Here is a 20,112-nt window from a genome sequence, read left to right as displayed (position 1 = left end):
TGATAAAAATGAATCGGCAGGCTTCAGGCCGCGTAGCCGCTGGCTGCGTCGTGCGGCGGGCCGGCACGGAAGGTGTTGCGGCCATTCTGTTTGGCCTGATACAGCAGCAGGTCGGCCTGATGCAGCAGCTCGGCCGGCGTGATGTCTTCGTTACGGTAGAAGGTCAGGCCGATACTGGCCGAAATCGAGACGATGGTGCCGTCCAGATCGAACGGTGCCTGCATGGCAGTGACGATCTTGGCGGCCAGCGCGGTCGCGTCTTCGCTGCGGTTGATGCGTTCCATGATGATGGTGAACTCGTCGCCGCCCAGACGGGCAATGGTGTCGCTGGCCCGCATGGTGTGGGTCAGACGGGTGGAGAAGGCGCGCAGCAGGGCGTCGCCTATGCTGTGGCCATAGGTGTCGTTGACCGGCTTGAAGCGGTCGATATCCATATACATCACGGCCATCAGGTGGCCGTTCTGGGCGCTGGCGTGCATGCTGTCGCTGAGTTTCTGCAGGAAACCGGCGCGGTTGGTCAGCCCGGTCAGCGCATCGATCTGGGATAGCCGCAGCAGGCGCTGCTTTTCGCGTTTCTGTGCGGTGATATCCTGCCGCATGACGTGGAAGCCGATCACGGTGTCGCCATCCTCGTCGATCTGCGGTATGTACACCACCTCGAAAGTACGCAAGGTGGTGTCGCTGTTGTCTTCTTCTTCGAAGGTCAGGGTTTCGCCGGCCAGCGCCCGTTTGATATACGGCGACAGATAGCTGTAGCGCGCTTCGCCCACAGTCTCGACCACGCTCTTGCCCAGCACGCTGGTGCCGGTGCGGTTGAATTCGCGTTCGTAGGCGATGTTATGGAAGCGGAAAATCTCTTCGCTGTCGATGTAGGCCACCATGGCCGGCAGGGAATCGGCGATGGTGCGCAGGCGCGCCTCGCTTTCGCGCAGCGCCATGACGGATTTGCGCACGTGGGTAATATCGTCTACCGTGCCCACATAACCGTAGATCTGCTTGTCGACGATCATGGCTGCGATCTTGAACATCACCCACACGATGGTGCCATCGGGATGCACGCAGCGCAGCGTGTCCTGATACGGCAGGCGGGTAACGGCCATCTGCTTGAGAGCGTTCTGCAGGTTGGCGCGGTCGCCCGGGTGGATGGCGCGCAGCCAGTTCTCGCCCAGCGCTTCCGAGCGCATCAGGCCGGTGACGAATTCGAAAGTGCGGTTCACATAGGTGCACTGGCCATGCGCGTCGGCCCGCATCAACCCCAGTGGCGACACATCGTTGACAGCGGCCAGCTCGGCCTGGCTCTTGCGGATCGCCAGCTCGCTTTTTTTGCGCGGAGTGATGTCGCGGGTGGTGACGGCCACGCCTTCCTTGATGGGGACGATCTGATGATGGAACCAGTAATGCTCGCCGCTGGGCAGGAAGTCGACTTCGAATTCTTCGTCCAGCGGATGGCCTGTCTGCAGCACGGTTTTATATTTTTCGATGAAGCCGTGGGTATGCAGCTCCGGCATCAGCTCCTGCAGACGCTTGCCGCGCGCCTGATCGGCCGTCATGCCCAGCAGCGCGGCGCCGCGGTCGTTCAGGCCCACCAGCGTGAAATCGGCAATGGCATTGTCGGCACTGCGCAGGCGGCAGGCTTTGAGCAGATAGACGCAGTCCATGCTGGCATCGGCGGCGGCGCGCAGCATCTCTTGCGCTTCGCTGACCATCAGCGTGCTGCGGCGCAGGCGGCGCGCCTGCTGGATCAGCAGGCCGACGAACAGCAGCACCACCAGCGAGGCCAGACTGACTGCCACCAGATAGCGTTCGCGGCGCAGCTCGAAGCTCGCCATTTCCGTTTGCAGGGGATTGCCGGCCACGGCCAGCAGCAGATAGCGCGGCATTTCGGCATAGCCGTAGATCCGTTCCACTGCATCGAAGGGGCGCGCCAGCAGCATTTCGTCCAGCGTGCCGATGCGCCCGCCGCTCTGTGCGGCAGTGAAATCGATGGCATCGCTGATAATCAGCTGTTCATCCACCCGCGCCGTGGCGATGCCGTTTTCGCGGCTGATCAGCATGACGCTGCCGCCCGGGTCCAGATTCAGGCGGTCGTAGTCTTCCACAAAGGTGGCAGGATCGATCATCATCACGACCACGCCGGCAAACTGGCCATCGTGACCGTTAAGCCGGCGCGAGATCTGGATCTGCCATTTCTTGGTGCGGGGCTCGACTATCGGTGTAGTAATCAGCGCGGTGTCGGAGCTGTTGTGGGCGTGGTGCAGGAAGAACGGCTGCTGGCCCAGCTGGGGCGCGAAATAGCCGGACCGGCTGTCGATCAGGCGGCCGTCGGCGTCCACCAGTGCCAGCGGCAGATCGAGCTTGGAGGGCAGTAGCGAGTCCAGCAGGCCGTTCGGACGGCTGAACTCGGTCAGACGCAGCTTGCCGCCGGTTTCCTCGAATTTCAGCTTGAACAGCTGGGTGGCGTGGTCGCTCTGGCGCAACAGGTGATTGGTGTGTTCGGCCAAGGTACGGGCCAGTGACTGGCTGTGCAACACTGCTTCGTAATGGGCGGAAACCCGTTCCTGTTCCACCTGATACAGCACCGCCGCCCACATCCCGGCCAGCAAGGCAACGGCGAATGCCGGTAGCAGTATCAGGCGATACAGCCGGCGTATGGTGCTGCGGGAGGTGGGAGGGGCAGGGGTATTCATCAAGGGCCGGTATTGTCCACTAATTTGCCTCGGAATGCCATCCATCTAATTCTGCATGGAAATGTCTCGTTTGTGCTCGCAAATGTAAAAAAAACTGTCGCGCGCGCACAGGCAATATTGATTTTCTTATTAGAATAGCTGCTGGAGAGTCGCCTCCCGGGTCCGGGGTTACTCAGCCGGCGAATGTCTTACCCTCAACTTTCAGGATCTGGCCGTATGAAGCACATGACACTGTCTGCCGCACCGGCGCGCTTGCCCGGCCTCGATGGCCAGCCGATTTTCGGCCGCTTCGCCGGTCCGGCCGGTGCTATCGACTGGCGCCAGCTGGCGCCGCCCTATGCGCGCAGCCGGCTGTGGCGGCGCTTCCACCATAAGCGCTGGCATTATGTGGCACTGTACACGGAACAGGTATTTTGCGCCGTCGCCATTGTCGATGTGGGCTGGACCAACACGGCTTTTGCCTACGCTTTCGAGCGCCACAGCGGCCGCATGCTGGCCGAATTCTCGCAGGATGGCCTGCCCGGCTGCACGGCCAGCCTGCCGCACCGGATGGCAGGTGCGAGCCAGTTCCGCCTGCTGGGCAAACAGATCCACATCAATACCGGCGCCGACGGTGCCAGCAGCCTGACGCTGCGCTGTGGCGAGTTTGCCATCGACGCCAGTTTCGGCCCGGCGACCGCGCCATTGCTGCTGGCAGCGGGGCCGGTGGCTAACGGTGCCGTACATGCTACCCAGAAGTCGGGCGGCATGCCGCTGCGCGGCCAGTTGCGCGCGGGCGGGCAGAGCCTGACGCTGGACGGCGGCGTGGCCAGTTTCGACTACTCGAATGGTTTGCTGGCGCGTAACACGGCATGGCGCTGGGCATCGGCGCATGATCTCGATGTTGGTTTTAATCTGCAAGCAGGTTACTTCGGCGCGCAGGAAAATGCCCTCTGGCTCGATGGCCAGCTGTATCCGCTGGGCGCGGCGCAGTTCGCCTATGACCGCAACGACAGCCGGGCACCGTGGCAGATCAGTACCGATGACGGACTGCTGGAGCTGATTTTCACGCCCGAAGGCGAGCGGCGCGGCGACAAGAATCTGCTGGTGGCGGCCAGCCGCTATGTGCAGCCTATCGGCACTTTCAGCGGCTGGGTGCGCACTGCGCCCGGGCAGCCGAAGCGCAGCGTGCAGCGGCTGGCCGGTGTCACGGAAGACCACGCGTCGCGCTGGTAAGGCAGGAGCACTGGCGCCATGAGCATCAAATATCTCGACCGCATGTTCCAGCCACGTTCGGTGGCAGTGATCGGTGCTTCCGACAAGCCGCACCGTATCGGCACACGGGTGCTGGCCAATCTGCTGCAGGCCCATGCTGCGCAGGGCGGGAGTGGTCGCGCTATCTGGCCGCTCAATCCGCGCCACCAGAATCTGCAGGGGCTGCCGTGCTATGCGCGGGTGGCGGCATTGCCGGCCGCGCCAGAACTGGCCATACTGTGCACGCCGCCAGCGACGATACCCGGCTTGATTGCGGAACTGGGCGCGCGCGGCACGCGCGCTGCCATCGTCATGACGGCCGGACTGGATCAGATCCATAGCGGCGGGCGCAGTCTGCAGCAGGCCATGCTGGCTGCCGCCAAGCGCCATCAGGTACGCATCCTCGGGCCGGGCAGCGTGGGCCTGCAGACCCCTGCGCTGGGACTAAATGCCAGCTTTACCCATATTCCGGCCACACCCGGCAAGCTGGCGTTTGTGGCGCAGTCCGGCGCGCTGGGCACGGCCATGCTGGACTGGGCCAGCCTGCACGGCATCGGCTTTTCCCGCTTCCTCACCATGGGCGAAACTGCTGATGTGGATTTCGGCGATGTGCTCGACTATCTGGCGGCCGATAGCGCCACCGAGGCGATATTGCTGTGTATCGAACAGGTCTGCTGTGCGCGTAAATTCATGTCGGCCGGCCGGCTGGCCGCACGCGGCAAGCCGGTGATCGTGCTGAAAGTGGGGCGCGATGCCCGGCCCGGCGCCGATCTGGTGTTCGATGCGGCGATCCGGCGCGCCGGCATGCTAAGGGTAAGCTCCATCGAAGACCTGTTCGACGCCGTGGAAACGCTGGCGCGCCAGCGCCCCCAGCGGGGCGAACGGCTGGCGGTGCTCAGTAATGGCGTGGGGCTGGGCCTGATCGCCGCCGATGCGCTGCTGGCCGGTGGCGCCCAGCTGGCGCCGCTGTCGGCCGAATCGCAGCTGCTGCTCAAGCGTACCTGCGCCCAGCCCAGCAACCCCGTGGCGCTGCTGGCTGATGTGCCGGTAGCCCATTATCAGGCGGCAGTGGAAGCACTGCTGCACGAAACCAGTGCCGATGCGCTGCTGTTTCTGCACGCGCCCACGGCCATGGTGGATAGCCAGCAGATCGCCACGGCGATCGCTCCGCTGCTGCGCGGCGCCAGTAAAAATGTGCTCAGTTGCTGGCTCGGTGGCAGCGCCGTGGCGGCTGCGCGGCAGGTGTTTGCCGAAGCCGGTCTGCCGACCTACGACACGCCGGAAAAGGCCGTGCATGGTTTCCTGCAGATCGCCCAGTACCGGCGCAATCAGGATTTGCTGATGGAGGTGCCGGCCCAGCTGGCGGCCACTTCGGCGCCGGAGCGGGCGGCGGCACAGGCACTGGTGGCGGCCGCGCAGGAAGGTGGCCAGACCAGCCTGTCCGATAGCGATTTGCGCAGTCTGCTGGCCAGCTATGGCATAGCGCTGGCCACGCCGCAGCAGGCTGCGGAGGCTGGCACCACGCTGGCGGCAGCGCGCATCGAAATCAGCACCGATGCGGTGTTCGGGCCGGTGCTGTATTTCGGCCAGGGCGGGCTGGCGGCGCAAGTGGCGGCTGACCGCGCCGCGGGCCTGCCGCCTTTAAATATGGTGCTGGCGCGCGATATGGTGAGCCGCACCCGGGTAGCGCGCCTGCTGCAGCAGGCGCAGACGGCTGCCGATGCCGATGCTTTGTGCCGCACGCTGGTGCAGGTGGCCGATATGGTGGCCGATCTGCCACAGCTGGCCGCGCTGGACCTGAACCCGCTGCTGGTGCTGGACGGCAGCGTGGTGGCGCTGGGCGCGCAGATCGCGCTGGGCCCCGCGCGCGGCCATCGCGCCATGGCGATCCGGCCCTATCCGCAGGAACTGGAGCAGGAACTAGCCTGGGGCGGCGGCAAAATCCTGCTGCGCCCCATCCGGCCCGAAGACGCGCCCCAGCATCAGGTGTTTTTCGCTGCGCTCGATCCGGACGACGTGCGGCTGCGCTTCTTTACCGCCATGCGCGAGCTGCCGCCCGGCCAGCTGGCGCGCCTGACCCAGATCGATTACGACCGCGCCATGGCCTTTATTGCCACCCGCACGGGGGCGGACGGCCAGCCGGAGACGCTGGGTGTGGTGCGTGCCATCGCCGATGCCGACAATCAGGCGGCCGAATTTGCCATCATCATCCGCTCCGATCTGAAGGGGCAGGGGCTGGGCTATATCCTGTTCCAGAAGCTGGTCGATTACTTCCGCAGCCATGGCACGGCGCAGATTGTGGGCGATGCGCTGGCCGAAAATCTCGGTGTGCAGAAACTGGTGCGCCATTTCGGCGGCAGCGTGCTGCCACACCCGGAGGCAGGGCTGGTACGGTTGCAGTTGCCATTACGATAGCGTTTCCCCCCTGTTTGCGCTATATTGGGGAAGCGCGCCGTTTTGTTTTAAGTCAAAGCGTGGTTGTCGGCTTTATTTACACTTTTACTTCCGCTTTTGCCAGCCATCCGGTCTGGCTACACCACAGCTTTGGGAGTCAGAATGTTAACCGCCACATATGCCCTAGTCGCTCTTTCGGTCGAACAAGCCAGTGTTCGTCTTAATCTATTGGGTTTCCAGCAATATGTGCGCACCACGCTCAAGCAGCAGAATAGCGTCAATCTGGCTCAGCTCGAATATGCCTGCAACAGCCTGAGCACCCTGTATCAGGCTTGCCAGTGGCGCAAGACCGAAATGTATCTGATTCCTGCCTTGCGTGCTGCTACCGAGCGCGCCGACCAGCTGATCGAAGAACTGAGCCGGCTTAACCAGTCGGCGCTGGCGGCTATCCGCGCGCTGCAGGAGCAGGCCGAAGTGCTGGCCGATGCGGGCGAAGGGCAGGTGCAGCGCATCAGCGATCACATCGAAGCATTCTGCAATGCCATGCTGCAAAAGCTGGAAAAGGAAGAGCATGAACTGTTTGCGATGGCGCGCAACAGCATCGCTGGCGATGCGTGGTTTTCTCTGGCGAATCAATTGATGCTGCATGACAAGCGAGTGGAGGAGCTCAAGCGTTCGGCGCCGCCTGCGCCGCTGGCCGAGACTGCGCCGATCAACATGCCGCGCCTGCAGGTATTACCGATGATAGACCTGCATAGTGCGCATGATGGCGCCATTCCCGCCGCGCCTCGTCTGCGGCCACGCGCCGAACGGGAAGTGCCGGCAGCGAAATAAGCGCTCAGTAACAGGCAAATTTTCTCTGCTTTGCTATGATGGTGGTTTTAGATACTTCATAGCGCATCATGTTCGAATTCATCTTCAAGCGCAACGGCGAGAACGCCGGCGTAGCACCTGCCGCGACGGAGACTGCGCCCAGCACTGCCGCAGCCGCGTCGGCCGAACGACGCGAACAGCAGACCCGCCAGGCTGCGGCACTGGCCGGAGATGAAGCGGCGGCCGTGGCGCTGATACTGCAAAGCGAATTTGCCGGCGTGCGTCTGCAGGCGGCCGAACATGTGCGCAGCCTGCCGCAGCTGGAACAGGTGCTGCAGGCCATGCGCAATACCGACCGGCGCGTGGCCAAGCTGATGCAGGGCCGGCTCGATGCGATCCGCTACCACGAGGCCGAACAGCGCAAGGCGGCAGCCTGTCTGGAACTGGCCGCGCGTTTGCTGGCCGACGAAAAACTCACCCCCAATCAGGTGGCCGAACTGGATCGGCAGTGGCGCATCACCAGCGCCGATGCCGCGCAGGCGGACAGTTACGCCAGCCAGCGCGCTGCACTCGATGCGCGGCTGCAGGCGCAGATGCAGTTGCAGCGCCAGACTATCGATGCGCTGGCCGCTTTGCGCCAGTTGCTGCAGGCCGGGCCGGATCAGGCCGTGCTGGAAGCGGCCATCGCCAGCCACACTGCGGATTATCAGCGTTGCGAACAGGCGCCCGAACATGCGGCCTTGCCGCGCCATCTGCTGAGTGATTACGCGGCGGCCTTGCAGCAGGCCCGTGCGGCCATGGCAGCCAGCGCGAGTGCCGCGCCGGTGGCAGCGCCTGTTAGCGCCGGAACGGTGCCGGGTGCCACTGCTGCGGCGCAGACGGGCACTGTGGCCGATGGCGTGGGCGCGCACGATGATGCGGCCAGTGCCGCGCCCGCGGCCGGGGCAGCAAACGTTGCGCAGGTGTCCAGCCAGCCGGCGCCGGCTGGCAAGTCCGGCGCTGCTGGCGCCAGCCGTGCTGCCAAGCCGGCGGCCACCGATCCGCAATTCCTCAGCACCCTCGATGCGCTGGAACAGGCGCTGGAGCAGGGTTTGCTGCATGCCGCTGCAGAGCATGACAAATGGCTCAAGGAGCACAAGAGCCGCCTCTCGCCTGCCGTGACGGAGCGCCTTAATCACCTGCGCGCCGAATTGAAGCGGCTGAGCGACTGGGCACGCTGGAGCGGCAACGTCTCGCGCGAAGAGCTGGTGAAAGTGGTGGAAGAACTGCCTGCGCTGGGGCTGGCGATGAGCGAACTGGCCAAGAAGGTGGGCAGCATGCGCGAACGCTGGAAAGCGCTCGATGCCGTCTCCGGCCATGCACCGCGCAGTCTGTGGGAGCGCTTCGACCGCGCCTGCACCACGGCCTATGCCCCGGCAGCGGCCCACTTCAAGCAGCTGGCCGATGAACGTCATGCTAATGCAAGCAAGGCGCAAGCCCTGATCGAAGAAACCCGCGCCCTGGCGCAGGCTGCGGCGGAAGGCGTCGATCTGAAGAATGTGGCGGCAGCAGGACAGCGTTTGCGCCAGATGTGGACCCGGCTGGGCGCCATGGAGCGCAAGGAAAAGCGCAAGCTGGAACAGGCGTTCGACAAGGCGCTGGGCCAGCTGCTGGCGCCGCTGACGCAGCAGCGCAAGATCGAAGTGACGCGGCGCGAACAGCTGATACAGGAAGCCGAGCAGCTGCAGCCGGGCGAGCGCCATGTGCTCGATCTGCTCAAGCGCCTGCAGGAACGCTGGCAGGAACAGGCCAAGGCGCTGCCGCTGGAACGCAAGGCGGAACAGGCGCTGTGGCAGCGCTTCCGTGCCGCCTGCGATGCCGTCTACAACAAGCGCAAGGAAGTGGCACATGCGGCCGACCACGAACGCAAAGCCCACCTGCATGCGCGCGAAGCACTGTGCGCGCAACTGGAAACGGCCACTTTCAGTGGCGACGAAAAGGCCCAGCTGGCCGCCATTGCCGCGCTGCTGCGCGAGACGGCCAGCGCCTGGCAGCATGCGGGCATTGTGCCGCGTGCTGCGGAAGCGCGCATCAGCCAGCGCTATCAGGCTGCACAGGCACAGGTGCAGGCGCAGGCCGACGCTATCCGCCGCCGTAGCGGCGCGGCACAGGCGAATGCCCTGCGCGACAAGCTGCGGCTGTGCCAGTCGCTGGAGACCAGTCTGGCGCAAGGCGTAGCGGCAGCCGACGGGGCCAGCGCGGCGCAATGGCAGGAGCGCTGGAGCGCCGTGCCCAAGCTGGGCGGCGAATACGAAAAAGCGCTGGTTGGCCGCTTCAATGCGGCGCTGGCGCTGCTCGGCGGCGATGCCGGTGCCTATCTGGCCCAGCTGGAAGCCAACCGTCGCCGCCTGCGCGACGAAGTACTGCGGCTGGAAATCGTGGCAGGGGTGGATAGCGGCAGCGAGTTTGCCCGCGAGCGCCTGAAGATGCAGGTGGAGGTGCTGCAGTCGTCGCTGAAATCGGGCCAGAAGCCGCAAAGCGCCACCGCCGCCTATCTGCAGCTGTGCGCCATGCCGGCGCTGGCCGATGAGCGTACGGTGAGCCGCATCGAGGCGCTGTTCCGCCGCATCGGCGGAGGCGAGCGCTGATGGCCGCCATTGGACAGGAAGGCAGCGCCGTGCGGGTGCAGCAGCAGGATTTCGATCTGAGTACGGAACTGGCGCAGCTGCGCGCCGCCCAGCCGGGCGTGGGCGCCATCGTCAGCTTTGTCGGCACGGTGCGCGACCTGAACGAGGGCGCCAGCGTGGCGGAAATGGAACTGGAACACTATCCGGGCATGACGGAGCAGTCCATCCAGCGCATCATCGAGCAGGCCAGGGCGCGCTGGGATATCTTCGGCGCGCTGGTGATACACCGGGTGGGACCGCTCAAACCGATGGAGCAGATCGTGCTGGTGGCCGTGACCGCGGCGCACCGTGGCGAGGCCTTTGCCGCCTGCGAATTCATCATCGACTATCTGAAAACGGAAGCGCCGTTCTGGAAGAAAGAGCAGACGCCGGAGGGCGGGCGCTGGGTCGATGCCCGCGTCAGCGATGACGTGGCACTGGAGAAATGGGCTAGATAAGTTGTCAAAATGGGTAGACTTGATCTAGGTCATGGAATTATGAAATAAATCGGTGAATCCTTGAAATGTAATTGATCAACCCTATCTGGGTGATAAGTTAAATTGATGGGAGCAACACCATGCGTCAGGACAAACTCACGACCAAGTTACAGGAAGCCCTGTCGGACTCGCAAAGTCTGGCGGTGGGCAATGACAACCAGTATATCGAGCCGGTCCACCTGCTGACCGCGCTGCTGAACCAGAACGATGGCAGCGCCCGTTCGCTGCTGCAGCGCGCCGGGGTCAATCTCGGTGGCCTGATCAAGGCGCTGGGCAGTTCGCTCGAACGCCTGCCTAAAGTCTCCGGCACCAATGGCGACGTACAGGCCAGCCGCGAACTGATCGCGGTACTCAATCTGTCCGACAAGGAAGCGCAGAAGCGCAACGACCAGTTCATCTCCAGCGAGATGGTGCTGCTGGCGCTGACGGACGACAAATCCGATGCCGGCAAGCTGGCGCGCGAAAACGGCCTGACCCGCAAGGCACTGGAGGCCGCTATCGAGGCCGTGCGCGGCGGTGCCAAAGTGGATAATCAGGATGCCGAAGGCCAGCGCGAGGCGCTGAAAAAATACACGCTGGACCTGACCGAACGGGCCCGCGCCGGCAAGCTCGATCCCGTGATCGGGCGCGATGACGAAATCCGCCGCGCCATACAGGTGCTGCAGCGCCGCTCCAAGAACAATCCGGTGCTGATCGGCGAACCGGGCGTGGGCAAGACCGCCATCGTGGAAGGTCTGGCCCAGCGTATCGTCAACAACGAGGTGCCTGATTCGCTCAAAGGCAAGCGCGTACTCTCGCTCGACATGGCGGCGCTGGTGGCGGGGGCCAAGTTCCGCGGCGAATTCGAGGAACGTCTGAAAGCCGTGCTGAAAGAGCTGGCCATGGACGAAGGCCAGACCATCGTGTTCATCGACGAGATGCACACCATGGTGGGCGCCGGCAAGGCCGAAGGGGCCATGGACGCCGGCAATATGCTGAAACCTGCGCTGGCCCGTGGCGAGCTGCACTGCGTGGGCGCTACCACGCTCGATGAATACCGCAAATACATCGAGAAGGACGCTGCGCTGGAGCGCCGCTTCCAGAAGATACTGGTGGACGAGCCTTCGGTGGAAGCCACCATTGCGATACTGCGCGGCCTGCAGGACAAATATGAGCTGCACCACAAGGTAGCGATTTCGGATGCCGCCATCATCGCGGCGGCGGAACTGTCGCACCGCTATATCACCGACCGCTTCCTGCCCGATAAGGCGATCGACCTGATCGACGAAGCCGCCTCCAAGATCAAGATCGAGATCGATTCCAAGCCCGAGGTGATGGATAAGCTGGAACGCCGTCTGATCCAGCTGAAGATCGAGAAGGAGGCGGTGAAGAAGGAGAAGGACGAAGGCTCGCGCCGCCGTCTGGAACTGATCGAGGAAGAAATCGGCCGTCTGCAGCGCGAATTGAACGACTACGAAGAAATCCTCAAGGCCGAGAAGTCGGTCGTGCAGGGCAGCACCCACATCAAGGAAGAAATCGAGCGCATCAAGCTGCAGATGGAACAGGCTACGCGCGACAGCAACTGGCAGCGCGTCTCGGAGCTGCAGTATGGCCGTCTGCCGGAACTGGAAGCCCAGCTGAAACAGGCGGAATCGGCCTCGGCCAGCCAGACCGGTACCAGCCAGCCCAAGCTGCTGCGCACCGAAGTGGGCGCAGAAGAAATCGCCGAGGTGGTGTCGCGTGCCACCGGCATACCCGTCTCGCGCATGATGCAGGGCGAGCGTGACAAGCTGCTGCACATCGAAGCCAAACTGCACGAACGCGTGGTGGGGCAGGATGAGGCCATCGCCGCCGTGTCGGACGCGATCCGCCGTTCGCGTGCCGGTCTGTCCGATCCTAACCGTCCATACGGTTCCTTCATGTTCCTTGGCCCGACGGGGGTAGGTAAAACCGAACTGACCAAGGCGCTGGCCGGCTTCCTGTTCGATACGGAAGATGCGCTGATCCGCATCGACATGAGCGAATTCATGGAGAAGCATTCGGTAGCCCGTCTGATCGGCGCGCCGCCCGGTTATGTAGGCTATGACGAAGGCGGTTATCTGACCGAAGCCGTGCGGCGCAAGCCTTACAGCGTGATTCTGCTGGACGAGGTGGAGAAAGCTCACCCCGACGTGTTCAACGTGCTGCTGCAGGCGCTCGATGATGGCCGCATGACGGACGGGCAGGGGCGCACGGTGGACTTCAAGAACACCGTCATCATCATGACTTCGAATCTGGGCTCGCACAAGATGCAGGCGATGGAGGATGCCGATCCGGGCGTGGTGAAACTGGCCGTGATGGCCGAGGTACGCAGCCACTTCCGTCCCGAGTTCATCAACCGTATCGATGAAATCGTGGTGTTCCATGGCCTCGACGAGAAGAACATCGGCGCCATCGCCAAGATACAGCTGGCGATACTGGAACAGCGTCTGGCGCGCATGGAAATGACGCTGGTCGTGACGGATCAGGCTCTGCAGAAAATCGCCGAAGCCGGTTACGATCCCGTATATGGTGCGCGGCCGCTGAAACGGGCGATCCAGCAGCAGATCGAAAATCCGCTCTCCAAGCTGATACTGCAAGGCCGCTTTGGCCCCAAAGACACCATCCACGTGGATGTACGCGATGGCGAGCTGAGTTTCAGCTAAACGCACTGCCGCACTGCCGAGACTGGTAGTGCGGCAGTGCGCTAGCGCGGCAGTTAGAGCGCGCTTTCCCGCAGCGCGGGAAGATGGCAGGCGATGCGGTTGCGTCCCTGCCGTTTTGCGTTATAGAGCGCCGCATCGGCGCGTTTGAGCACATCTTCGAAGGAGTGGTCGCCCGCCAGCATCTCGCTCAGACCGCCGCTGATGGTGGCACCATCGCCCAGCGATTCCAGCAGGCGCAGTTCTTCCGCGACGCGCTGGCGCAGGCGTTCGGCGATGGGCTGGGCCAGCGCGCTGCTGGTGTGCGGCATCAGCACGACGAATTCGTCACCGCCCAGCCGGGCGGGAAAATCGGTGCTGCGCAATACGGCGCGGCAGACCTCAGCGGTACTCTGCAGGGCGCGGTCGCCGCACAGGTGGCCGTAGCGGTCGTTGATGCCCTTGAATTCGTCGATGTCGAAAATTAGCACGGCGCAGGTCGTGCCATAGCGCACATGCAGTTCGTAATGTTCGTTGAGCATCTGCATCAGCTTGCGCCGGTTGGCCAGCCCTGTCAGCGAGTCCGTTTCGCTGAACATGCGCAGCTGCTTTTCTAGCCGCTTACTGGCGGTAATATTGCTGGCGATCCACAGCACGGCATCTTCGCCCTGCACCTGATAGCCAAGGGCCCGCACCCGGCCTTCGAACCAGATCACGTCGGGCGGGCCTTCGTTACCCAGTCCGCGCACATCGCGTCCGCTCAGCGGGTACTCCACCACATGCATGCCGGGCCGCTCCAGCGCGATGCCTATCTGCTGGACAAACCACTCGGCGCGCTCGTCGCTGAGCACATCGGCGATGGTTTTACCGACCAGCGAACTGCCGTCGTGGTAGTAGCGGTTGTCGGCGCCGCCGAACAGGGCGGCATAGCGCCCGCTGCGGGTAAAAATGAATGCCGGATCCGGCAGCGCCGCCAGCATGCCAACGATTTGCTCGTGGGAAAATAGGGATACGTCTGCCATACACGCATACCGGGTTAGGGAAAGATTAACTGTAGCGTATTTTTGTACAGGACAAAAGAAATTATGACTAGATTGAAATTTCGCCACACTTTACTGTGCCTTACACCCTGTTAGACATAGAATTAACGCTCACTTAACCACCAGATCAGGACAGATAATGAAATTTGCCACCACCGATATGTGCGACGACCATCCCGAGCTGCTCGACGACGGCCGCCTTGCGGTGCTGCCGCCCGTATTCCAGGCCTATGGCCAGCTGCGCAGCTTTGCCGGTCCCGCCTACACCTTGCGCGTACATGAGGATAATGCGCTGGTGCGGGCCGTGCTGGAAACCCCCGGTCAGGGGCAGGTGCTGGTGATCGATGGTGGCGCCAGCCTGCGCCGTGCACTGGTGGGCGGGCAACTGGGCCTGCTGGCGCAGAACAATGGCTGGGCCGGTATTGTGGTCGATGGTTGTATTCGCGACACAGACGAAATCAACGCCTGCCAGATCGGCGTGCGGGCGCTGGCAGCCCATCCCCGTAAGAGCAGCAAGAAAGGCGAAGGCGATCGCCAGATACAGGTGCAGATTCAGGGCGTCGCGGTGCGCCCCGGTGCGTGGATTTATGCGGATGCGGACGGAGTTCTGGTGGCGGAACAGGCGCTGCCGTGCTAAGCTTGTAGATGTAAATTAGCAAACAAAGTTGATAGATGGGAATTGCCATGCGAAAACTCATTCTGGCGGCAGCCTGTGCCGCAGCAAGCCTGTCGGCCCACGCAGCCGTGGTTTCGGCTTTGCCAGGAGGTACTGTACTGGTGATGCCGGAGTTGAATACTTACGGTATTAGCCCGCAAGCGCTGGCCGATGGCATAGAGTGGAGCAGTAGCGGACCCAATTCCGTGCTGGGCTATACGCAACAGTTCGGATTCAATGACAATGGCAAGTGGCTAGGCATGCCTCTGGCATCGCCCAACGATAGCGTCAGCAGCATGCAACTGGCATTCACTACACCTGTGTGGGCGGTGGGCGCACTCTTTAACTATGCGCCCAACCTCGGTGATGCCACGATCGCTGCCTACGATGCCAACCATACGCTGATCGAATCGACGGTGCTCAATTTCACGCTGTCATCGAGCAGTGTCAATCAGGGCGTGTTCTATGGTTTCCGTGAGAGCACGGCAAATATCAGCTACTTCGTGATGTCGGGGGCCTACATCGGCGCGAACAACTTCACCGTGACTGCGGTGCCTGAGCCTGCCACTTATGCCATGCTGCTAGGTGGTCTGGGCCTGCTGGGTATGGCCGCGCGCCGTCGGCAACGGTAGGGCCGCGCATGTTCAAGCGGGCAGCGTAGTACGCGCTCCAAGCACCCCGGAAAGACGATGTCTCCGGGGTGTTTTTTTTCATCTGGCGAAATCTTCATTTCACATTACGGCATGCATGTGGCGAACTCCTGCGTTCATTCTTCCATTTGGAGAAATTGCCTTCCGCATCATGAAAATACCTGTTTAAGTCACTGATTTGTAATAATTTAAAACTGATCATGTGTCTTATATAAGACTGATTGTGCAGGGCACAAAAGGTCTATCATGGAGGCAGCGGATTTTAATTTATGCAGGAGAACTACAACATGGCCACTCGTGAACAGCAAATTGCCGAGCTTCAGCAGGATTGGGAGTGCAACCCGCGCTGGGCTGGCGTGCGGCGTACCTATAGCGCTGCCGATGTCGTGCGCTTGCGCGGCTCGCTGCCTATCAGCCATACGCTGGCGCAGCGCGGCGCAGACAAGCTGTGGCAGTTGCTGAATAAGGAAACGCACGTCAATGCACTGGGCGCGCTGACCGGCAATCAGGCCTTGCAGCAGGTAAAAGCAGGCCTGAAAGCCATCTATCTGTCGGGCTGGCAGGTGGCGGGCGACGCCAATGAAGCTGGGGAAATGTATCCGGACCAGTCGCTGTATCCGGTTAATTCCGTCCCCATGGCGGTGCGGCGCATCAACAATACCCTGCAGCGGGCCGATCAGATCCAGTGGTCGGAAGGGCGCGACGAGATCGATTACTTTGCGCCCATCGTGGCCGATGCGGAGGCCGGTTTCGGCGGGGTGCTGAATGCCTTCGAACTGATGAAGGCCATGATAGAAGCGGGTGCTGCCGGCGTGCATTTCGAAGACCAGCTGGCGTCGGCCAAGAAGTGCGGCCACATGGGCGGCAAAGTGCTGGTGCCGACGCGCGAAGCCATCGAGAAGCTGACGGCGGCTAGGCTGGCGGCCGATGTGATGGGTACCAGCACGCTGCTGATTGCGCGCACCGATGCCGAGGGAGCCGACCTGCTGATTTCCGATATCGACGACCACGACAGGCCGTTCTGTACGGGCGAGCGCACGGTGGAAGGTTTTTACAAGGTGCGCAAAGGGCTGGATCAGGCCGTGGCACGGGCGCTGGCCTACGCGCCGTATGCCGATCTGGTGTGGTGCGAAACTGGGCGGCCCGATCTGGCCTATGCCAAGCGCTTTGCCGAAGCCGTGCACGCGCGCTTCCCCGGCAAGCTGCTCGCATATAACTGCTCGCCGTCGTTCAACTGGAAAAAGAATCTGGACGATGCCACCATAGCCCGCTTCCAGCGCGAGCTGGCGGCCATGGGCTATAAATTCCAGTTCATCACACTGGCCGGTTTCCATGCGCTTAACTACAGCATGTTCCATCTGGCGCACGGCTATGCGCGGCGCCACATGACGGCTTTCGTGGAATTGCAGGAAGCGGAATTTGCGGCAGCGGAACGGGGCTTTACTGCCGTGAAGCATCAGCGTGAAGTGGGCACGGGCTATTTCGACGAAGTGACGCAGTGCATACAGAGCGGCCTGTCGTCGACCACGGCACTGCATGGTTCGACCGAGGATGAACAGTTCTTCGAACCCAAAGTGGCCTGAGCGGAAATGGCCGCAGCGCAGACCATCGCCGCGGCCTTTGCTTTAGCACATCAAGGTTTGCCCAGATGCTGGCACAGGTGCTGTTTCAGTCTTTCCTGGAAGCTGTCCAGATCGTCGATGGTGGCCAGATCATCGTCCACTTCCAGCATGTGGGTGCGATGGCCAGGCGCAAACGATACGGTCGCTTCGATCTGCCCCTGACGGTCGCTCAGCGAGTGGCCCTGTACGGCAGCGAGGATGTTGTCCTGATCGTCAGTAATGATGGTCATTTTCATGACATGCCTCCGCCTTGCAGGTTGTGGAAGGCGCCGCCGACGCCCTTGTTGTGGATCTGCACAAAGTAGGTGGCATTGCCATTGTTCTCTTTGCGCTTGCTCTGCTGGTCGGCCATGTGGATGGCGCCCTGATTGGGCGCTTTCACATCGGCCGAGGCAAACTGGGTGCCGTGATCGCTGGGATAGCTATAGTTCCAGAACGCCGTCTGACCGGGCGCCAGAAAGGTCAGCGGGCCTACATTATTGAAAGCCATAATCTCCTCCGAAGGTGAGCGCCACGCGCGGATGCGGCGCGGCAGTTCCATCTTAGGCAGGCTCGGGCGCTGCACTTTGATGCATTCGATATGTCCCCCCATCTGCTGCGCAAGCAGGGCGGTTTTTTGGCGGTGCGGGCGTTCTAGGCGATAATGCCGCTTGTTTGCGCAAGCTTGCGCATGGTTCGCTTAAGAAAGTATTTCCTATGTTTAGTTACCGTCACGCTTTTCACGCGGGTAATCACGCCGATGTGCTCAAGCACTTCATCACCATCCAGTTGCTGCAGTATCTGAACCAGAAAGAGACGGCCTATACCTATATCGACACCCACTCCGGTGCCGGCGTGTATGCGCTGGACGGTACTTTTGCCGCCAAAAACGCGGAATACGAAACCGGTATAGGTCCGCTGTGGGAGCGCGACGATATGCCGCCCCAGCTCAAGGAATACGTCGATCTGATCCGCGCCATGAACCCTAGCGGCAAGATGCGCTACTACCCGGGCTCGCCGTATATCGCCGAGCAGGTAGCGCGCGAGCAGGACCGTTTGCGCCTGTTCGAGCTGCATCCGGCCGACGCCAAACTGCTGGCTGATAATTTCCGCAAGCTGGAAGAGCATGCGGCCGAGCAGGGCATCCGTCCTACCGTGCGCGGCAAGCGCGTGCTGGTGGACCGTAGCGACGGCTTCCAGTCGCTCAAGGCCTTGCTGCCGCCGCCGTCGCGCCGTGCGCTGGTGTTGATCGACCCGCCGTATGAAGACAAGCAGGACTATAAAAAGGTCAAGGACGCGCTGGCCGAAGCGCTTACCCGCTTCCCTAGCGGCACCTATGCGGTCTGGTATCCGCTGCTGCAGCGCATGGAATCGCGCCAGTTTGCCGACAAACTCAAGCAATTGCAGTGCAGCGAATGGCTGAACGTCGTGCTGACCACGCGCAGTCCCACGCCGGACGGTTTCGGCCTGCACAGCAGCGGCATGTTTATCCTCAACCCGCCGTACACGCTGGAACCCATGCTCAAGCAGGTGATGCCGTATCTGGTCAAGGCGCTGGGCGTGGACAGTGGTGCCCGCTTCACGCTGGAATCGGGTACGCCGACGCCGCTGCGCGGTAATGGTGGCACGGCCTCACCGCGCAACGCGGCTGCTGCGCAGCGCGGCGCTGCGCCGCGCAGTGCGCCACGAGGTACAGCCGGCAGCGCGGCGCGTGCACCGGCGGCCGGCACGGCACGGGCTGCAGGCCCGGACCAGGCACGTGGTGCTGCGAGCCGGGAAGGACTGGCCGCCAAGGCACGCCGGCCTACGCCGGTGGCGCCGCGCAGTGGCGGTGCGACGGATGGACGCAACAATGGACCTCGTCGTCCTGTTAATCGTCAGAAATAAGTTGTCAGCAAGATATGATGGGTATAGTCTGGTAATCAGCCGCAGCCCCGCGTCGCCGGGTTGCGGCTGATTACCTGATGGGGTGTACCCATGATGTTAGCGCCGCCGCAAGCAGCCAGACCGTTCGATCATTTCTTCCTCGCGCGTCAGCCCATACTGAACCGGGGCCAGCGGCTGGTGGCCTATGAACTGCTGTTCCGCGATGGCCGGGTGCGCAACGATGCCTGTATCAGCGACGATACGGCCGCCACGGCCAGCGTGATTGCCCATGCTTCCGAACTGGGCATGGGACAGGTGGTGGGCGACCAGATGGCCTTCGTCAACGTCGACGCGGTGGGGCTGATGAGCGACTTTATCCGCTTTCTGCCGCCCGACAAGGTCATACTCGAAATTCTCGAAACCGTCAAAGCCACGCCGGAGCTGCTGGACCGTATACGCGAACTGAAACGCGCCGGTTTCCGTTTCGCCCTCGATGACGTGGTTGCCCAGACCGAGGATGTGATGCAGTTGCAGCCCCTGTGCGAAGTCATCAAGATCGATATCCACGAAATGGGGCTGGAACAGCTGCCTGCACTGGCGCGCCAGTTCAAGAATCCGCGCCAGAAGCTGCTGGCGGAAAAAGTCGAAACCATGGACGAATTCCAGCAGTGCATGGATCTCGGTTTCGAATATTTCCAGGGCTATTATTTTGCCCGTCCCATGATTCTGAGCGGGAAGAAGATTTCTCCCTCGCAGCGCAGTGTGCTGCACCTGCTGGATCTGCTCAATGCCGACGCCGCCAGCGACGAAATCGAGCGCAGCGTCAAGCATGATGCCCTGATTACCTTGAATCTGCTGCGGCTGGTCAATACGCCGGCCGTGGGCGCGCGCTGCCGCGTCAATTCGGTTGGACACGCCCTGATGGTGCTGGGGCGGCGCCAGCTCAGGCGCTGGCTGCAGATATTGCTGTATGTGAAGAACGGTGCGGCGCCGGAGTTTACCTCGCCGCTGCTGCAGCTGGCCACCACGCGCGGCAAGACGCTGGAGCTGATGATGGCGCATCTGCGGCCGGACCAGCGCGTGTATGCCGACGTCGGATTTACGGTGGGCGTGATGTCGCTGATGGATACGCTATTCTCCATGCACATGAGCGAGGTGCTCGACAGCGTGCATGTGCTGGAAGAAGTGCGCACGGCGCTGCTCTACCGTGCTGGCGACTACGGAAATATGCTGAGCCTGATCGAGCAGATAGAGCAGGGGCGCGATGGCCAGCATCTGGCCCAGCGCCTGCTGGCACTGCAGCTCACGCCAGCCGAGCTGTATGCGATACAGCTGGCCGCCATCGAATGGGTGAGTGACTATACGCGCGGCATCTGAGCCGCGCGGCAAGGT

The 20,112-nt window shown here is 62.4% G+C and carries 15 protein-coding genes; 11 read left to right on the top strand and 4 right to left on the bottom strand.

All coding sequences use genetic code 11. The features are described from left to right. Window positions 1-23: 23 nt before the first annotated feature. Window positions 24-2,687 (bottom strand): sensor domain-containing diguanylate cyclase, encoded by a 2,664-nt coding sequence (locus GTP27_RS18955; RefSeq protein WP_161040713.1) that lies wholly within the window; start codon window positions 2,685-2,687, stop codon window positions 24-26. Between the two features lie 216 nt (window positions 2,688-2,903). Here GTP27_RS18955 and GTP27_RS18950 point away from each other — a divergent pair, with 216 nt between their 5' ends. The 6 genes from GTP27_RS18950 to clpB all read left to right on the top strand — a co-directional run bounded on the left by GTP27_RS18950 (window position 2,904) and on the right by clpB (window position 12,932). After that, window positions 2,904-3,902 carry a DUF2804 domain-containing protein gene (locus tag GTP27_RS18950; protein WP_229634229.1) on the top strand — a complete coding sequence of 333 codons (999 nt, stop codon included), beginning with the start codon at window positions 2,904-2,906 and terminating at the stop codon, window positions 3,900-3,902. A gap of 18 nt (window positions 3,903-3,920) precedes the next feature. Further along, the gene (locus GTP27_RS18945) at window positions 3,921-6,335 is read left to right on the top strand and encodes a bifunctional acetate--CoA ligase family protein/GNAT family N-acetyltransferase (RefSeq protein ID WP_161040712.1); all 2,415 of its coding nucleotides are present in this window, start codon (window positions 3,921-3,923) and stop codon (window positions 6,333-6,335) included. Window positions 6,336-6,476: 141 nt separating this feature from the next. Beyond that, complete coding sequence (locus GTP27_RS18940; protein ID WP_161040711.1) at window positions 6,477-7,148, top strand: hemerythrin domain-containing protein; 672 nt, start codon at window positions 6,477-6,479, stop codon at window positions 7,146-7,148. A 68-nt stretch (window positions 7,149-7,216) separates the two neighbouring features. After that, the gene (locus GTP27_RS18935) at window positions 7,217-9,754 is read left to right on the top strand and encodes a DUF349 domain-containing protein (protein WP_161040710.1); all 2,538 of its coding nucleotides are present in this window, start codon (window positions 7,217-7,219) and stop codon (window positions 9,752-9,754) included. Then, a complete protein-coding gene (locus tag GTP27_RS18930; protein ID WP_161040709.1) occupies window positions 9,754-10,230 on the top strand; it encodes a molybdenum cofactor biosynthesis protein MoaE in 477 nt (158 codons plus the stop codon). Before GTP27_RS18935 ends, GTP27_RS18930 begins: the two co-directional genes overlap by 1 nt. Window positions 10,231-10,349: 119 nt before the next feature. Continuing rightward, window positions 10,350-12,932 (top strand): ATP-dependent chaperone ClpB, encoded by a 2,583-nt coding sequence (gene clpB, locus GTP27_RS18925; RefSeq protein ID WP_161040708.1) that lies wholly within the window; start codon window positions 10,350-10,352, stop codon window positions 12,930-12,932. Between the two features lie 53 nt (window positions 12,933-12,985). Here clpB and GTP27_RS18920 read toward each other — a convergent pair whose 3' ends face one another. After that, entirely contained in the window at window positions 12,986-13,930 is a 945-nt protein-coding gene (locus GTP27_RS18920) for a GGDEF domain-containing protein (protein WP_161040707.1), read from the bottom strand. Window positions 13,931-14,087: 157 nt separating this feature from the next. On the opposite strand from GTP27_RS18920, the gene rraA reads away from it, so the two are divergent. The 3 genes from rraA (at window position 14,088) to aceA (ending at window position 16,836) form a co-directional block, all read left to right on the top strand. After that, complete coding sequence (rraA, locus tag GTP27_RS18915; RefSeq protein WP_161040706.1) at window positions 14,088-14,585, top strand: ribonuclease E activity regulator RraA; 498 nt, start codon at window positions 14,088-14,090, stop codon at window positions 14,583-14,585. A 47-nt stretch (window positions 14,586-14,632) separates the two neighbouring features. Next, window positions 14,633-15,235, top strand: a complete 603-nt coding sequence (locus GTP27_RS18910; RefSeq protein ID WP_161040705.1) for a PEPxxWA-CTERM sorting domain-containing protein — start codon at window positions 14,633-14,635, stop codon at window positions 15,233-15,235. Between the two features lie 305 nt (window positions 15,236-15,540). Beyond that, window positions 15,541-16,836: an isocitrate lyase gene (aceA, locus tag GTP27_RS18905; RefSeq protein WP_161040704.1), complete on the top strand. Its 1,296-nt coding sequence runs from the start codon at window positions 15,541-15,543 to the stop codon at window positions 16,834-16,836. A 50-nt stretch (window positions 16,837-16,886) separates the two neighbouring features. Here aceA and GTP27_RS18900 read toward each other — a convergent pair whose 3' ends face one another. Together GTP27_RS18900 and GTP27_RS18895 are read right to left on the bottom strand one after the other, a co-directional pair. Beyond that, entirely contained in the window at window positions 16,887-17,111 is a 225-nt protein-coding gene (locus GTP27_RS18900; RefSeq protein WP_161040703.1) for a hypothetical protein, read from the bottom strand. Then, window positions 17,108-17,365 (bottom strand): hypothetical protein, encoded by a 258-nt coding sequence (locus tag GTP27_RS18895; RefSeq protein WP_161040702.1) that lies wholly within the window; start codon window positions 17,363-17,365, stop codon window positions 17,108-17,110. The genes GTP27_RS18900 and GTP27_RS18895 overlap by 4 nt, the downstream gene beginning before the upstream one ends. 206 nt (window positions 17,366-17,571) lie before the next feature. Between GTP27_RS18895 and GTP27_RS18890 the strand changes: the two genes are divergently transcribed. Both GTP27_RS18890 and GTP27_RS18885 read left to right on the top strand, forming a co-directional pair. Continuing rightward, complete coding sequence (locus GTP27_RS18890) at window positions 17,572-18,741, top strand: 23S rRNA (adenine(2030)-N(6))-methyltransferase RlmJ (RefSeq protein WP_161040701.1); 1,170 nt, start codon at window positions 17,572-17,574, stop codon at window positions 18,739-18,741. 90 nt (window positions 18,742-18,831) lie between these two features. Beyond that, complete coding sequence (locus GTP27_RS18885) at window positions 18,832-20,097, top strand: EAL and HDOD domain-containing protein (protein ID WP_161040700.1); 1,266 nt, start codon at window positions 18,832-18,834, stop codon at window positions 20,095-20,097. Window positions 20,098-20,112: the final 15 nt, after the last annotated feature.

It is taken from the genome of Duganella qianjiadongensis (genome assembly GCF_009857915.1).
Lineage (GTDB): Bacteria > Pseudomonadota > Gammaproteobacteria > Burkholderiales > Burkholderiaceae_D > Rugamonas > Rugamonas qianjiadongensis.
Note: the sequence above shows the minus strand (reverse complement) of the source record. Positions and strands in the feature narration are given on the sequence as shown.

Coding starts and splice junctions, on each gene's coding strand:
- rraA (WP_161040706.1), top strand. CDS start 14,088: ATGAAATTTGCCACCACCGATATGTGCGACGACCATCCCGAGCTGCTC.
- GTP27_RS18890 (WP_161040701.1), top strand. CDS start 17,572: ATGTTTAGTTACCGTCACGCTTTTCACGCGGGTAATCACGCCGATGTG.
- clpB (WP_161040708.1), top strand. CDS start 10,350: ATGCGTCAGGACAAACTCACGACCAAGTTACAGGAAGCCCTGTCGGAC.
- aceA (WP_161040704.1), top strand. CDS start 15,541: ATGGCCACTCGTGAACAGCAAATTGCCGAGCTTCAGCAGGATTGGGAG.
- GTP27_RS18945 (WP_161040712.1), top strand. CDS start 3,921: ATGAGCATCAAATATCTCGACCGCATGTTCCAGCCACGTTCGGTGGCA.
- GTP27_RS18900 (WP_161040703.1), bottom strand. CDS start 17,111: ATGAAAATGACCATCATTACTGACGATCAGGACAACATCCTCGCTGCC.
- GTP27_RS18930 (WP_161040709.1), top strand. CDS start 9,754: ATGGCCGCCATTGGACAGGAAGGCAGCGCCGTGCGGGTGCAGCAGCAG.
- GTP27_RS18885 (WP_161040700.1), top strand. CDS start 18,832: ATGATGTTAGCGCCGCCGCAAGCAGCCAGACCGTTCGATCATTTCTTC.
- GTP27_RS18910 (WP_161040705.1), top strand. CDS start 14,633: ATGCGAAAACTCATTCTGGCGGCAGCCTGTGCCGCAGCAAGCCTGTCG.
- GTP27_RS18920 (WP_161040707.1), bottom strand. CDS start 13,930: ATGGCAGACGTATCCCTATTTTCCCACGAGCAAATCGTTGGCATGCTG.
- GTP27_RS18895 (WP_161040702.1), bottom strand. CDS start 17,365: ATGGCTTTCAATAATGTAGGCCCGCTGACCTTTCTGGCGCCCGGTCAG.
- GTP27_RS18955 (WP_161040713.1), bottom strand. CDS start 2,687: ATGAATACCCCTGCCCCTCCCACCTCCCGCAGCACCATACGCCGGCTG.
- GTP27_RS18940 (WP_161040711.1), top strand. CDS start 6,477: ATGTTAACCGCCACATATGCCCTAGTCGCTCTTTCGGTCGAACAAGCC.
- GTP27_RS18950 (WP_229634229.1), top strand. CDS start 2,904: ATGAAGCACATGACACTGTCTGCCGCACCGGCGCGCTTGCCCGGCCTC.
- GTP27_RS18935 (WP_161040710.1), top strand. CDS start 7,217: ATGTTCGAATTCATCTTCAAGCGCAACGGCGAGAACGCCGGCGTAGCA.